Raw genomic sequence first — 14,144 nt, 5'->3', positions numbered from 1 at the left:
AATAATTGTTTTAATTCCAAAACCATTTTTGTGAAAAAGTAAGATTTCTTTATTTATTCTCCAATAACAGGGGGTGAGGTAGTTTTCTATCAAGTTTTTGAATAGTAAAAGTATTATTTAAAAGTTATTCGTTTTTATTTTAACAATCCTTTGTATATTCCTGGTTCAGAGTCTTCTATTATAATTGCTTTTGCTACTTTTTCATAGAATTTAGCCGGACCTACTCCCCCTATTATTGCATAAGCATATCCTACTTCTTCCATACTTTTAAGTGCCTTTAAAAGTAAGGCTTTGCCAATATTTTTACCTCTGTAATTGTCATCCACTCCCATAGGACCAAAAAAATCTTTACAAGTTGCATCATAGCAAGAAAAACCAATAATTTTATTTTTTGATTCATCTACTGCTATGAAACAGCTTATAGGGTTGTTTGAAAAAGAAACATCACATTCACTAGCCCAGTGATTGCCAAACTTATTTTTTACCCAATTTAAAACAATGAACTTTTCAGGTGCCTTCGTTCTTCTGACAGTTATTTGAGAATTTTCCAAATGTTGAAATAGTGATTCATCATAATCAAAATCATAAAGTTTTACAAGCATATCCGCCATTTTTTCACCTCTTTACACTTCCACCCTTTTTATAGTTAAGTTCTCATCAAATTGCTCTCTTAATCGAACCACAAATCATTCCTGATCTTTAATTAAAAAATTAATTCTTTAGTAATTTTAAAGCTTCATTTAATATCTCGCTTTTTGAAAGGGCAAAAGTACATGCTTCCTTTTCTTTCCCCGATAAGATCATTAATATTGCCAATTTTGGTTTCATATCAGCTTTAATTAAATATTCTTTACTTCTACTTGTATCCAATCCTGTTATTTCAGATATTATTCTTGTTGCCCTTTCTTCAAGCTTTTTGTTCATGATTTTAACATCAACCATATAATTTTTGTAAGTTTTTCCTAATTTAACCATAGTAACTGTACTAATCATATTAAGAACCATCTTCTGAGAAGTCCCTGCCTTCATTCTAGTGCTCCCGGTAATCACTTCAGGTCCTGTTCGCAAAGAAACAACAATATCAGAAAAATCTTTTAACACAGGATCCTTAACGTTACAAATTAAAGCTGTTTTACAGCCTATTTCTCTGGCTTTTAATAATGCACCTTTTACATAAGGAGTTCTTCCACTCGCAGTTACTCCTATAACATAATCGGATGAAATCACATTATTTTTTAATAAATCTTTTTTTCCATCTTCTTCATAGTCTTCTACATTTTCGGTTGCATTAAAAAAGGCCTTTTCTCCACCCGCTATCAAAGGCAAGAAAACTCCTGGTTTTACTCCGAAAGTAGGGACAGTTTCTACTGCATCTACTACAGCTACTCTTCCGCTTGTACCTGCACCGACATATATTACCCTGGCTTTGTTTTTTATTGCCATCAAACAATTATCTATAATATTATTAATTTCAAGTAAGTTTTCAGCAATTGCTACAGCTATTGTAGAATCTTCTTGATTTATAATTCTTAAAATCTCGTAATTATCCATTTCGTCCAAATTAGTTGTTTTTGGATTGCTTTTTTCGGTTTCTAGATCTTCAAACATATTTATACCTCCGTTGGTTTAATTGGTAGACTTCCTGTTGGCTTAATTTTCCCCTTGAGAATCTTAGACAATGACAAAAGAACATTTTTATTGAATCCATAAGTACATATTCCGTGTTTAATATTAGGTATAAAAACGTCATAAGGATTTCTTAAAGCTATTAATATAAGAAGTTTTGAATTAAACGACATATTACTTATTAAATCAACCATTTCTTTGCTTAAATAGGCATTTTCTGAAAAAACTAAATTGTTTTTTTCTTTTGATTTCTCTAAAATTTCCTTCTTAATTTCTTCATGAATTTTTTTATTCATGTTAATAATATTGGATTGAATATTGAACTCAGGCGATAAAAAATCTATATTTTTTTGCACATCTTCAATATTGTATGAGTTATTTTCACGTATAAAATAAAAAATATTATTAATATTTTTCACAGGCAAAAAATCTTTCTCCCCTGATGAATTGAAAATAGTTATTGATTTATCAATTATTTCTTGCATTAAAGATATACTTTCAATATTTCCTACTTTGTCAAGGCATAAATTTTCTTTACTTTTTTCCTTAAGCTTATTAGATAATTTGAATAAGTTATTAATTCTTTCTAGAGAGGTATTTATGATTTTTCTAAATTTTGCATCTTTTTTATACAGTTCTAAAACGGCCTTTTTTGACTTCAATTGTTTTTCGAAAGAATGACAAATACTAACTATATCCATACCAGATGTCAATGATTTAATAACAGCTTGTTCAACGGAATAAAAATTAGCTACTCCTCCCATTTCAAAATCATCTGCAACAAGAACCCCTTGAAAATTTAGTTCATTTCTTGCAAAATCAGTCAAGATTTCTTTAGACAAAGATACGGGTTCTTTCTTTTTTTGCATATTTGATAGATAAACATGAGTGGGCATCCAGACAGGAGAGTCGATTTTCAAAAAAGGCAGAAGTTCTTTTGATAAAAAATATTTTTTTTCCAAATCAGATTGAGGAAGGTCAAGATGAGGATCAATATCAACACTTCCTATACCTGGAAAATGTTTTAAACAAGATAAAACTCCTCCATCATGTAAGCCCCTTACATATTCTGATGCATAATTTATTACAATACTTTCATCGTCCGAAAAACTCCTTATTCCAATAACAGAATTTTTTGGATTACTATTTATATCAACAACAGGGGCAAGATTAAAATCAATCCCTACTGAACGCATTTCTTTTGCTAAAATATTGGATACTATATATGCGTTTTTAACGTTTGAAGTGGCCGAAATTGCCATAGCACTAGGAGCTATGGAAAACCCTTTATTTAGCCTAGTTACCATCCCCCCTTCTTGATCTATACAAAATAAAGGTTCATAGTCTAAAAAATTCTTAATATCATCTATAAACTTTTTTATTTGAAATTTATCCTTAATATTTCTCGAAAATAATATTATTACTCCTGGTTTTATTGAATTTAAAACCATTCTATTTTCTTCATTTAAAGAAGTTCCACTTATTCCAATTAAGAAAAGTTTCCCCAAAACCTTTTCTAAATCTTCTTTTCCCATTTTTTTAATCCTCCATATAATAAAATATCCCCACAAAATTCGATAAATTCTTCAGCGCTTTCGTTCCAATAGGTTAAATATTCATCATCATTTTCAAAAAATAACTTTTTACTTTCTCCTAGCAAATTCTCTATATGATATTTTTGTTGCAAATTTTCTCTATCTATATATTTTCTAAATTCAAATTTCTCATATTGAATAAAATAACGAATAACTTCTACTGCTATAATTATAAAATTATCCTTTAATTCAGGGAAAAATTCAATCCCCCTACATAATTCATTTTTGTATTTAGATAAATTTGGAATGAAATTTCTTTTTCTAAAAATTAAATTCGGAAATTTTTCTTTTAACAAAAGATAAAGTTTATTTTCATCTACCCAAGGTGCTCCAATAAAGCAGAAAGGCTTAGGGCTTCCCCTACCTTCACTTATATTTGTACCTTCGATTAAACACATTCCACTATACGATAAAGTACAATCAAAAGTGGGGAGCGCGGGTGAAGGAATATTCCACTTTAACTGAGTTTTATCAAATGTTTTACCATTCCATCCTTTTAAACTGACAACTTCTAAGTCTATATCAAGGTTGAGATATTTTTTATAATACCTTGCTAACTCTCCTGAGGTCAAACCATAACGTAAAGGAAGCTTATATCCGCCAACAAAAGAAGAATATTCATTTTTTATCCTAGGTCCAAAAATTGTTCTTCCTAAAGGATTTATTCTATCTAAGACTACAAATTTAATATTATTTTCTGCTGCAGATATCATAGAATTAGCCAAAGTATATATAAAGGTGTAAAAACGCAACCCTACATCTTGTATATCATAAACTAAGGTATCTATATTTTCCAGCATTTTAGAAGTTGGTTTTTTGTAGTCTCCATATAAACTAATTATTGGTATATTATAATAAGGATGAATTTGATCTTCATATTCTTGTCCATCCGGCAACCCATATAATCCATGCTCGGAAGTAAAAATCTTTTCTATGTTTATATTTTTTTTAAGCATTATCTCTATTCCATCTTCCATCTTATTATTTACAAAAGAATAATTAGTAATCAAACCAATGCTTCTATTTTTGAAACCCTTGAACTCTGAATTTTCCAATAAATCCAAACCTTGAAAAATCATTTTTATTAAACCCTCCTCATTTTTTATCATTGTACTCTAAGTAATGACAATATGTCAATTTTTATTTTTCTTAGAAATTGTCAATTATTTTTGTTCTTAGGCAATTATTTCAAATTAGAGCGTTTTTCCTCTTTTTTTCAAATTTGACAAATATACAACTGAGTAGTAAAATAAATTATAAAACATTTAATGTTGGAAGTTATTACTTTAATACAAGATTTATATTTTTTATTATTTTTATTCAAACCCAAGGTATTTAAAGTTAGTTAAATTCTGTGTTTTGAAATTTCTAAAGTGAGTAAATCTAATAACTAAGAGGAGGTATTTAGGTATGAAAAAGTTTTTAATGGTATTTTTAGTAGCTGTTATAAGCGTTTTTGCATTGGCAAATACTTTGTCTATGATTATTGATGTAACTGGACCATTTTCAAGGAATTTTAATCCCTATTTTTCTGGAGGGACTAATTATTCTGCCAGAGGTTTTATTTATGAAACATTATTTTATATTAACGGGTATACCGGGGAAGTAATCCCCTGGTTAGCGACTGATTATGAATGGTCGGAAGACCATCTGGAGATTGAAGTTGCCTTGAGAAATAATGTCAAATGGTCTGATGGAGAAAATTTTAATGCAGATGATGTTTTATTCACTTTTAACATGTTAAAGGAGAATCCCGCTTTAGATATTGGAGGAGTTTGGCAAAAAGGTTTAAAAGAGGTTGAAAAAATAAGTGATTACCGTATAAAATTTATTATGTCAGAAGTGGATACTTTGGTCTACAATGATATTTTCACAGTTTATATTGTTCCAGAACACGTTTGGAAAGATCTGGAAGATCCTACAAAGTATACAGCTGAGAATCCAATTGGTACAGGACCATTTAAATTGGGACAGTTTTCAAACCAAGTTTATACACTGGTGAAAAATCAGAATTATTGGCAAGCAGAAAAATTGAAAGTTGATACTATAAGAATTCCCGCTTTTACTGGAAATGATGCTGCTCAGTTAGCTCTGATGAATAAAGAAATAGACTGGGGAACGTTATTTTTTCCAAATATAGATAACATTTTTGTAGCAAAGGATCCTAATAATCATGGATATTGGCTTCCTGAAGGGAACCCTGTTTTTATATTTTTTAACCTTGATGATCCAATTTTTCAAAACAAAGAATTCAGGGAAGTATTCGCTCTTGGGGTAGATAAGGAAGCAATAGTACAAATTGCAATGGCAGAGCTTGCTACAGTTTCCAATCCTGTAGTAGTTAAAGGAGGTTTTTCTGATTTAGTTAATAATGATCTAAAACATTTATGGTATCAGAGAGACGTGAAAAAAGCAAAAGAAATTCTTGTAAGTTTAGGTTATGTTCAAGGAAGAGACGGCATATTTGCTGATAAAAATGGAAATAAACTGAGTTTTGAAATGATTGTACCAGCGGGTTGGACAGATTGGATAGCTGCTTCGCAAGTTATTTCTTCTCAGTTGAAAGAGATAGGAATAGATGTGTTTGTTTCTCAAGTTGATTTTGGTCTTTATTTAGAAAGAATAGCTAATAAAGACTTTGAGTTAGCTTTAAGTTGGGTAAATTATGGAGTTAACCCATATTTCTTTTATGAAAGATGGCTTCATTCAAGATATGCCTATTCTGGAGACAATAGAGGAGGATGGATGAGTTTAACCACAGATTCATTAATTGATGTATTCAGAAAGACATCTTCAGAAGAAGAAAGAGCACTTGCTATTTCCGCTCTTCAATTGATCGCCTTACAAGAAATGCCTTCGGTCCCTTTGTTTTTCAATCCTACATGGTTCCAATATACTACATATAATTTCGTAGGATGGCCAAATGCAGATAACCCCTATGCTTTACCAACCATAACTGGTATGGATAAAGCTTACATAGTTTTGCAGTTGGAACCTTTAAAATGACCCCTTTAATTAAAAAATCCGCCCCTTTTGGGGCGGTTTAAGGAGGTATAACCATTGAAATATGTAAGAGAGAAGATAATTTTTTTCTTAATAGCTCTTTTTGCCGCTTTAGTAATTAATTTTGTTCTTCCACGTTTGATGCCAGGAGATCCGGCAGAAAGGATTTTATTAAGAATGGGTGGAGAGGTAGATCAAGAAGCTGTTCAAGCCATGAGAATTGCATTGGGGTTAGATAAAGAGACACCTATTTTGGAACAATTTGGTATTTATTTGAAAAACACTTTAACTTTTAATTTTGGGATTTCATATTCATATTATCCTGTTCCTGTTAAAGATTTAATAATGTCTTCTTTACCTTGGACAATTGGTCTTGTAGGTATTTCAACAATTATTAGTTTCTTTTTAGGAACTTTTCTTGGCATTAAGGCAGGATGGAATCGTGATAAATCTTCTGGTACCTTTATTACTACGATAAGTCTAATAATACGAGCTTTTCCTTATTTTTGGTTGGCTTTAATTTTATTATATGTATTTGGATACTTATTGGGCCTATTCCCTCTTTCTAACGCTTATTCTACACAGGAGTTTTTGACAGGTTGGAAATTTTTTGGAAGCGTTATTTATCACGGGATACTTCCAGGTATTACATTAATTTTAGCTTCTCTAGGTACATGGGTTATTACCATGAGAAATAATATGGTTTCTGTTTTATCAGAAGATTATATATTACTTGCAGAAGCGAAAGGATTAAAAGAAAAAGACATTATGAAGAAATATGCTGCTCGAAATGCTCTCTTACCAAGTGTAACCTCATTTGGATTATCTTTGGGTTATATAGTTGGGGGAGCATTGTTAACGGAGATTGTTTTTTCTTATCCAGGTATAGGTTATTTAATGTACAAAGGTGTTACAAGTCAAGATTATCCATTGATGCAGGCGATATTTTTTATAATATCTTTATCAGTACTTATTGCAAATTTTTTACTTGATTTTGTTTACATTTATTTAGATCCAAGAACAAGGAGTTGATTATTTTGTGGAAGAAATTAAATAAAAAAGCTAAAATAGGTTTGTTTATACTATTATTTTTTATAATAATAGCTATTTTCGCACCTTTTATAGCGCCTTATGATCCTAATAGTTTTGTTGGGGCTCCATACCTCCAACCGAGTAAAGATTTTCTATTAGGTACTGACCGAATGGGGAGAGATATCTTATCGCAATTAATATATGGAACAAGATTGTCTTTAGTAGTAGGTTTAGTTACAGGGAGTTTGATGACAACAATTTCGGTACTTTTAGGTATGACCTCAGGTTATTTTGGAGGTTTAACAGATAGAATTCTTTCAACAATAATCGATGTTTTTATGGTTATTCCGGGTTTGCCTTTGATGATTGTTATAGCGTCATATGTAAGAATAAGGGGTATTTTGCCAATAATTTTGGTTATTTCTTTTACTAGTTGGGCACCTGGGGCCAGAGTTATTAGATCCCAAACATTAACTATGAGGTCCCGTGAATTTGTAATAGCTTCAAGAATCACGGGTGAAAAACATAGAAGAATTATTTTTTCTGAAATTATGCCAAATATGTCTTCATTGATTGCTTCAAATTTTTTTACAGCTTGTTTAACGGCCATTATAGGTGAAGCTTCTTTGGAATTCTTAGGCTTTGGGGATGTTAGTTCAATAACATGGGGAACGATGCTTTATTGGGCACAAAATAGCAGTGCTTTATTAAATCAGTCCTGGGCATGGGTTTTAGCTCCAGGAGCAGCAATAGCTATTTTGGGAGCAAGTTTTGCTTTGTTGAATTTTTCGATTGATGAGTTGACAAACCCCAAGTTAAGAGGAGTGTGATTTAAATAATGTTATTAGAAGTACATAATCTTTCTGCTGGATATTCAAGCAGTAGAAAAATAATTAAAGCAGTTAGAAATGTTTCCTTTAATTTAGAAGATGATGATTTTTTAGGTATAGCTGGTGAATCTGGATGTGGAAAATCGACTCTTCTTTTTTCTTTAATAAATCTTTTAAAAAGACCGGGCAAAATTTTTGAAGGAGAGGTTATATACAAAGGAAAAGATATTCTAAAAATGGATAAAGAAACATTAAGAAAGAATAGATGGAAAGAATTTTCTTTGGTAACACAAAGCGCAATGAACGCTCTTAATCCTGTGTATAAAATCAAAGATCAATTATTAGACGTCATTCTAGAACATAGCAATTATTCTAAATCTGAGGCTTATGAAATTGTTGGAAATGTATTAGAAATGGTTGGCATACAGAAAGAACGGATGGAAAGTTACCCACATCAGCTTTCTGGTGGAATGAAACAAAGAGTAGCGATAGCTATGGCTTTAGTTTTTTCTCCTTCTCTTGTGATAATGGATGAACCAACTACCGCTTTAGATGTTGTTGTTCAAAGGTCAATAATGGAACAGATAGATGAAATTCGAAGAAAAAAGAAATTTTCTATAATTTTTGTTACCCATGATATATCTCTCTTGTTTGAAATTTCAAAAAAGATTTCGATTATGTATGCAGGTGAATTGGTAGAATTCGGAGAGACAAAAGATGTTTATGAACATCCTTTTCATCCATATACTCAAGGGTTGATAAATTCTTTCCCAAAATTAACAACAAAAGAAAAAGAATATTCTGGAATACCAGGAAAAATTCCTGACCTTTCGCAACCATTAGAAGGTTGCCCTTTTAAAGAAAGGTGTTCATATAGGAAGGATTTATGTAATCAAAAACCTGAATTTCGAGAGATTTTATCAGGCAGGTGGGTATCATGCCATTTTCCTCTATAATTGCTATGGAACACGTTGAAAAAAACTTTCCAGTAAGAAAAGGAATTAAAACTTATTATGTTCATGCTATGAGAGATATTTCTCTAAACGTAAGACCTGGGGAAATAATATCTATAGTTGGTGAAAGTGGATCTGGTAAAACGACACTTCTTAGAGTTTTAGCGCGGATTTATACTGAAGATGAAGGGAAAATAAAATTTAAGGAAAATGTTGTTCCTAAAAACTTTAAAAGAAAAGAAGAGATGAATTACAGGAGAGAAATTCAAATGATATTCCAAGATCCTTTTTCTTCTTTAAATCCAATTAAAAGTATTTACAAAATTTTAAAAAGGCCCCTTGAATTACATCATTTTGAAAATGTTGACAAAAGAGTAAAAGAAGCGCTTGAAGAAGTTGAACTTATACCAGTAGAAAATTTTTTAAATCAATATCCTCATGAATTATCAGGTGGTCAAAGGCAAAGAGTAGTTATAGCTAGATCTATAATAACGCGACCTTCCGTGATTTTAGCTGACGAACCCACATCGATGCTCGATGTTTCTATTCGTGCAGGAATTATGAAATTATTATTGAAGATTAGAAAAGACCTAAATACTACTTATTTGCATGTTACACATGACTTAGCTTCAGCGAGATATATTTCTGATAGAATAGCGGTTATGTATGCAGGTATGATAGTTGAAGAAGGGAATGCTGATGACACTGTTTTAAATCCTTTACATCCTTATACTCAATTACTTAGAAAAGCAGCCCCGGATCCTGATAATTTAGGAAAAGAAAAATTAGGGGATACAGGAGAAGTTCCAGATTTAATAAATCCTCCCAAAGGATGCCCATTTGAACCTCGTTGTAAAAGTGCTTTAGATAAATGTAAAACTGAAATGCCAAGTTATTACAATGTAAAAAATAGGAGAGTTAGATGTTTTCTCTATGAAAAATCACAACAGCACGATCAACTATTATAGGATATGAATAAATGGGATTTTAAAAATGATAATTTTCAGAAATAAGTATTTTAATATATAACAGGCCCAGATTTTAAAATTTCTAAAGGCAATAATACTGCTATTATACCTGCTTTATAAATAAAAAAAATGATAGTTAATTTGAAGTTAAAAAAGTTAAACAAAAGATAAGAAAGACAAAAAATACGAATATCGACAAACTGTTCTTTGAAAAATTCAAAAAATATAAAAGAAAAGTAAAGAATAATAAAGCAAGAAAGATTTTGGGTTCTCTTCCAAAAAGGCTGGGTAGAAAAAATAAATGATGACTAAAATGTAAAAAATCTGGCATCATCTAAGGAAGAAAATCAAAAAATTTGGAGTACCAAACTTTAAGAAGTTCAAAGGCAACATCTAATGCTCCGTGCTTTTGGCATTGCATGGTTGGGAGATTGTTCTGATCCTCATACTTTCATTTTTACAAATTATCAAAGTAAGACCCGTTATGGAATATATTACGGTGAAAATTACATAAAATTTGCGAGATCTCCAAGACAGGAATTTGATGTAAAATCTCTAAATAAAATTATAGAAGAAGCAGCAGAAACTAATCTTCAAAAGAGAGAAAACATTTATATAGAAATTCAAAACCTTGTTTCACAACATGCTGTAAATGTTCCTCTTTATCAATCTTATAGAAAAAGGGTTCATCGTTCTTGGTTAAAAGGTTGAATTTGTAATCCTTTTTGACCAGGTGATTATTATTATTTATACATTAAAGAATAATCAAAATTTTTTATGGGGAGAAAATATCTTTTTACAAGAAAACTTGAAAACTAACAAAAACAGAACTTTAGAAATTTCAGGTGTAATTCCCATTCCGTTGTCCAAAGATGTGAATTTTTCCTATATTGATTTTAACCAAGAAAATATTATAAAACAAGCATTTAAGAAGATAGGGGGGAAGGTACGGGTAGGGAGAGAATAATTTTAACAGAGATTGTTCGCGATTTATAATGGATATTTTTGAATCTTTTGGAATTTATTTGCCAATGGATACAAAATATCAAGAAAATTATATCCCCGCCCCAAAGATATCATTTACTCATAACATCAAAGAAAGAAGAAAAAGTTTGAATAGTTTAACAACAGGAGATCTTCTTTTTATGAAAGACCATGTAATGATGTTTTTAGGAAAGGTAGAAAATGAATTTTTTGTAATACATCAAGGTGCTGGTTATAAAAGAAAAAAGGCGCCTTTGAAAAATTTGATATTCACGGTACTTTTATAATGCCTCTTAGTTTTTATCCATTAAACTCTAACATTACTTATTTAGATTCTTTAACTTCACCAGTTTAAATAGTTAAAAGAAATGAAATAGTTTTTATTTTGCAAAATATTCTTTGGCTAAGAAAGCCATTTTTTCACTGACATCCGTATCTACTCGAATTAAAGAATATCCATGCATAAATTTTTTGAATTCATTTAGATAATATTCTGAATTGAATAGGCTCCCTGTAAAGTAAAGTTGTTTTATATTAAGTAGTTTCAAAATTTTCTTGCATCTTAAGGAAAGATCATTAAGCCCATCATGAATTATTTCGATTACTGCGTCGGAAGGGTTTATTAAGGCTTCTTTAGTGAAAGAAGAAATAATTGTTTTAAAATCTTCTTTTAATTGAAGAGATGTGAGTTCTTCGATTTTATCTACAGAATAGAATTTCAAAAGTTTTTCAAAGATAGTATCATATTCCCTTAAGCCATCGCGATGCTTAAAAGCTTCTTGTATTATTCTTGTAGATATCCAAAAACCTCCTCCTACATCATCAAATAAATGCCCCCAACCTCCATTCCTGATTATATTTTTATCATGATTCATACCTATAACTAAGGCACCTGTACCTGCTATCACAAGAGCTATTTCTTTTTCTCTAAATAGAAATTTTAATATTGATTCTCCGTCATTGTATACAATCACATTATTTGTATTAAATGTATTAATTAGAATATCTCTTAAAACCTCTTTTCTCTTATCTGTACCAGCTCCAGAAAAACTAACTACAATGCCGTTAACTTCTTGAGATTTTGAATGAACATCTTCTAAAATTGATTTTAATCTTTTTAAATCAACAGAAGTAAGATTGACTCCTGTATCAATCTTAAATCTATCAGTTATTTTCTTTTTTTCATCGATTAATGTAACTGCTAAATGAGTTCCTCCACCATCCATTCCTAAATATCTCATAATTTTTCATCCTTATTTTTTATTTTATATTATACTTTAAGTAATAACAACATGTCAATATAAATAACTTTTTTCTTTTTTCATTAATAACCTAATTAAAGAAACTCTATTCTTTTTTTTTGGAAAAAATTACTCAGAAAAAGTGGTATAATTAAATAAATATTAAAGTAATTACTTTAGTTCTTATATTATACAATATAAAAAACGAAAGGAGTTTTTTTATGTTTTCAATTTCAAAAATAAACCCCCAACCAAAAAAGATGTTTTATGAAGGGGAAAATATTTGTTTTGAAAATACAAAATTGTTACTTTCTACCAATTTTGATTTAGAATCTTTTGGTAATGTATTCCCTAAAGAGCTTTTTGAATTTTCAAAAGAAAAGGTAGAAGCTGACTTACATATTGAAACTTTAGTTTCCAATTCTGATAGAGATTTAAAAGATTTTATTGAAATTAACAATTTTGAATTAACTATTAATTCAACAAATATTGAAGGTTATCTTATTAAAGTTGAAAAGGATAAGAAAGTAAAAATATTTTCAAAATCTAAAAGAGGCCTTTTTTATGCACTTCAAACTTTTAAATCTCTTATTGATTGGCAGTTAAAATGTTTACCAGTAGTCGAAATATATGACTTTCCTTCTTTCGAAATGAGAGGGATAATTGAAGGTTTCTATGGAAAACCCTGGAACCATAAAAATAGGATGGATATTTTAAATTTTTGTGGTAAAAATAAGATGAATACGTATTGGTATGCGCCTAAAGATGATCCATACCACAGAGAAAAGTGGAGAGAAGATTATCCGCAAAATGAAATGGAAAGATTAGAAGAACTTATAAAGCTTTCAAAAGAAAACTTTGTTGATTTTGTATTTTGTGTGAGCCCGGGACTTAGTATAAAATTCAGTGATCAAAAGGAATTCGAGTTACTTAGCAAGAAATACTATGAACTTTTTACTAAAGGAATTAAAAATTTTGCTATTTTGTTCGATGATATTCCAGAAAAGCTTTTTTATGAAGAAGATGAAGAGGAATTCAAAGGAAATTATGGACTTGCTCAAACATATATAACAAATAAGTTGTATGAATTTTTAAAAGAAAAAGATTCAAATATTAACTTATACTTTTGCCCTACAGAATATTGGCAAAAAGAAGACTCATTATATAGGCGGACAATAAAAGAAACATTAAATACGAATATCCCTGTAATATGGACAGGAGACGGGGTGTGGTCAAAACGAGTTAGTAGAAAAAATGCAGATGAAGTTTCTAACCAATTTGGCCATGAATTAATATTGTGGGATAACTATCCTGTGAATGATGCAGACAAAGCTCAACTTTTTTTAGCTCCTGTTATGAATAGAGAATCTGATTTACACAAATCTAATGTTAAAGGAGTTCTATCAAATCCTATGAATCAACCCTGTGCTTCTATGATAGCGTTGGGAACGATAGCAGATTATTTGTGGAACTCAGAAGGTTACGAACCCTGGGAAAGTTGGAAAAAATCAATTTTTAATTTAGTAGGATCTGAGTATTATAAACAGATGAAATTATTTAGTGAGAACTTTCTTAATTCAAGACTATTCAACGAGACATCTTCAAAGCTTAAAAAGCTGATAAAAGATTATAATTCTGATCCTGTAAAAAACAAAAATGGATTAATTGAATACTTAATAGAACTAGAAAATCTTTCAAAAAATCTTGAAGATATTGACAAGTCGTTATACCTAGATATCGAACCTTGGTTAAACAAACTCTCCAAACTTTCTACTATTGTAATAAACTTGCTTACCATGAGTGCGGAAGAAAAAAAGGAAAATATAGAAAAGTTAGAGAAAGAAATGGAGCGATTAGGAGAATATATAGTTTGTGGAGGCATTTTAGAAAAATTTGCTAAAAATCTTTAAAA

12 protein-coding genes and 1 pseudogene are annotated in these 14,144 nt (G+C 30.2%); 8 read left to right on the top strand and 5 right to left on the bottom strand.

The genetic code is table 11. The annotated features are described in order from the left end of the window. Positions 1-134: 134 nt before the first annotated feature. From PW5551_RS02605 to PW5551_RS02590, 4 genes are all read right to left on the bottom strand, one after another. Positions 135-611 (bottom strand): GNAT family N-acetyltransferase, encoded by a 477-nt coding sequence (locus PW5551_RS02605; protein ID WP_113074264.1) that lies wholly within the window; start codon positions 609-611, stop codon positions 135-137. Positions 612-711: 100 nt separating this feature from the next. Beyond that, a complete protein-coding gene (murQ, locus tag PW5551_RS02600) occupies positions 712-1,608 on the bottom strand; it encodes an N-acetylmuramic acid 6-phosphate etherase (RefSeq protein WP_113074263.1) in 897 nt (298 codons plus the stop codon). A gap of 2 nt (positions 1,609-1,610) precedes the next feature. Next, positions 1,611-3,161, bottom strand: a complete 1,551-nt coding sequence (nagZ, locus tag PW5551_RS02595) for a beta-N-acetylhexosaminidase (protein WP_113074262.1) — start codon at positions 3,159-3,161, stop codon at positions 1,611-1,613. Continuing rightward, positions 3,143-4,300: an exo-beta-N-acetylmuramidase NamZ domain-containing protein gene (locus PW5551_RS02590; protein ID WP_113074261.1), complete on the bottom strand. Its 1,158-nt coding sequence runs from the start codon at positions 4,298-4,300 to the stop codon at positions 3,143-3,145. Before PW5551_RS02590 ends, nagZ begins: the two co-directional genes overlap by 19 nt. Before the next feature lie 331 nt (positions 4,301-4,631). Here PW5551_RS02590 and PW5551_RS02585 point away from each other — a divergent pair, with 331 nt between their 5' ends. The 7 genes and pseudogenes from PW5551_RS02585 to PW5551_RS02550 all read left to right on the top strand — a co-directional run. Continuing rightward, on the top strand, positions 4,632-6,227 hold the full coding sequence (locus PW5551_RS02585; RefSeq protein WP_113074260.1) for an ABC transporter substrate-binding protein: 1,596 nt from the start codon (positions 4,632-4,634) through the stop codon (positions 6,225-6,227). Between the two features lie 54 nt (positions 6,228-6,281). After that, positions 6,282-7,256: an ABC transporter permease gene (locus tag PW5551_RS02580; RefSeq protein WP_113074259.1), complete on the top strand. Its 975-nt coding sequence runs from the start codon at positions 6,282-6,284 to the stop codon at positions 7,254-7,256. 5 nt (positions 7,257-7,261) lie between these two features. Next, a complete protein-coding gene (locus tag PW5551_RS02575; RefSeq protein WP_113074258.1) occupies positions 7,262-8,086 on the top strand; it encodes an ABC transporter permease in 825 nt (274 codons plus the stop codon). Positions 8,087-8,094: 8 nt separating this feature from the next. Then, positions 8,095-9,042 (top strand): ABC transporter ATP-binding protein, encoded by a 948-nt coding sequence (locus PW5551_RS02570; RefSeq protein ID WP_113074256.1) that lies wholly within the window; start codon positions 8,095-8,097, stop codon positions 9,040-9,042. Continuing rightward, positions 9,024-10,007, top strand: coding sequence for an ABC transporter ATP-binding protein (locus PW5551_RS02565; protein WP_113074254.1), 984 nt, complete (start codon positions 9,024-9,026; stop codon positions 10,005-10,007). Before PW5551_RS02570 ends, PW5551_RS02565 begins: the two co-directional genes overlap by 19 nt. A gap of 396 nt (positions 10,008-10,403) precedes the next feature. Further along, positions 10,404-10,718 (top strand): hypothetical protein, encoded by a 315-nt coding sequence (locus tag PW5551_RS02560; protein WP_113074252.1) that lies wholly within the window; start codon positions 10,404-10,406, stop codon positions 10,716-10,718. 257 nt (positions 10,719-10,975) lie between these two features. Then, a pseudogene (locus PW5551_RS02550) lies at positions 10,976-11,278 on the top strand (NlpC/P60 family protein); the annotation flags it as partial. A gap of 93 nt (positions 11,279-11,371) precedes the next feature. Here PW5551_RS02550 and PW5551_RS02545 read toward each other — a convergent pair. Continuing rightward, on the bottom strand, positions 11,372-12,232 hold the full coding sequence (locus PW5551_RS02545) for a BadF/BadG/BcrA/BcrD ATPase family protein (protein ID WP_113074246.1): 861 nt from the start codon (positions 12,230-12,232) through the stop codon (positions 11,372-11,374). 221 nt (positions 12,233-12,453) lie between these two features. On the opposite strand from PW5551_RS02545, the gene PW5551_RS02540 reads away from it, so the two are divergent. Then, on the top strand, positions 12,454-14,142 hold the full coding sequence (locus PW5551_RS02540; protein ID WP_113074244.1) for a beta-N-acetylglucosaminidase domain-containing protein: 1,689 nt from the start codon (positions 12,454-12,456) through the stop codon (positions 14,140-14,142). Positions 14,143-14,144: the final 2 nt, after the last annotated feature.

Origin of the sequence: Petrotoga sp. 9PW.55.5.1 (genome assembly GCF_003265365.1) — a bacterium.
Taxonomy (GTDB): domain Bacteria; phylum Thermotogota; class Thermotogae; order Petrotogales; family Petrotogaceae; genus Petrotoga.
The sequence above is the reverse complement of the archived record's forward strand: the minus strand, read 5'-3'. Positions and strand labels throughout refer to the sequence as shown.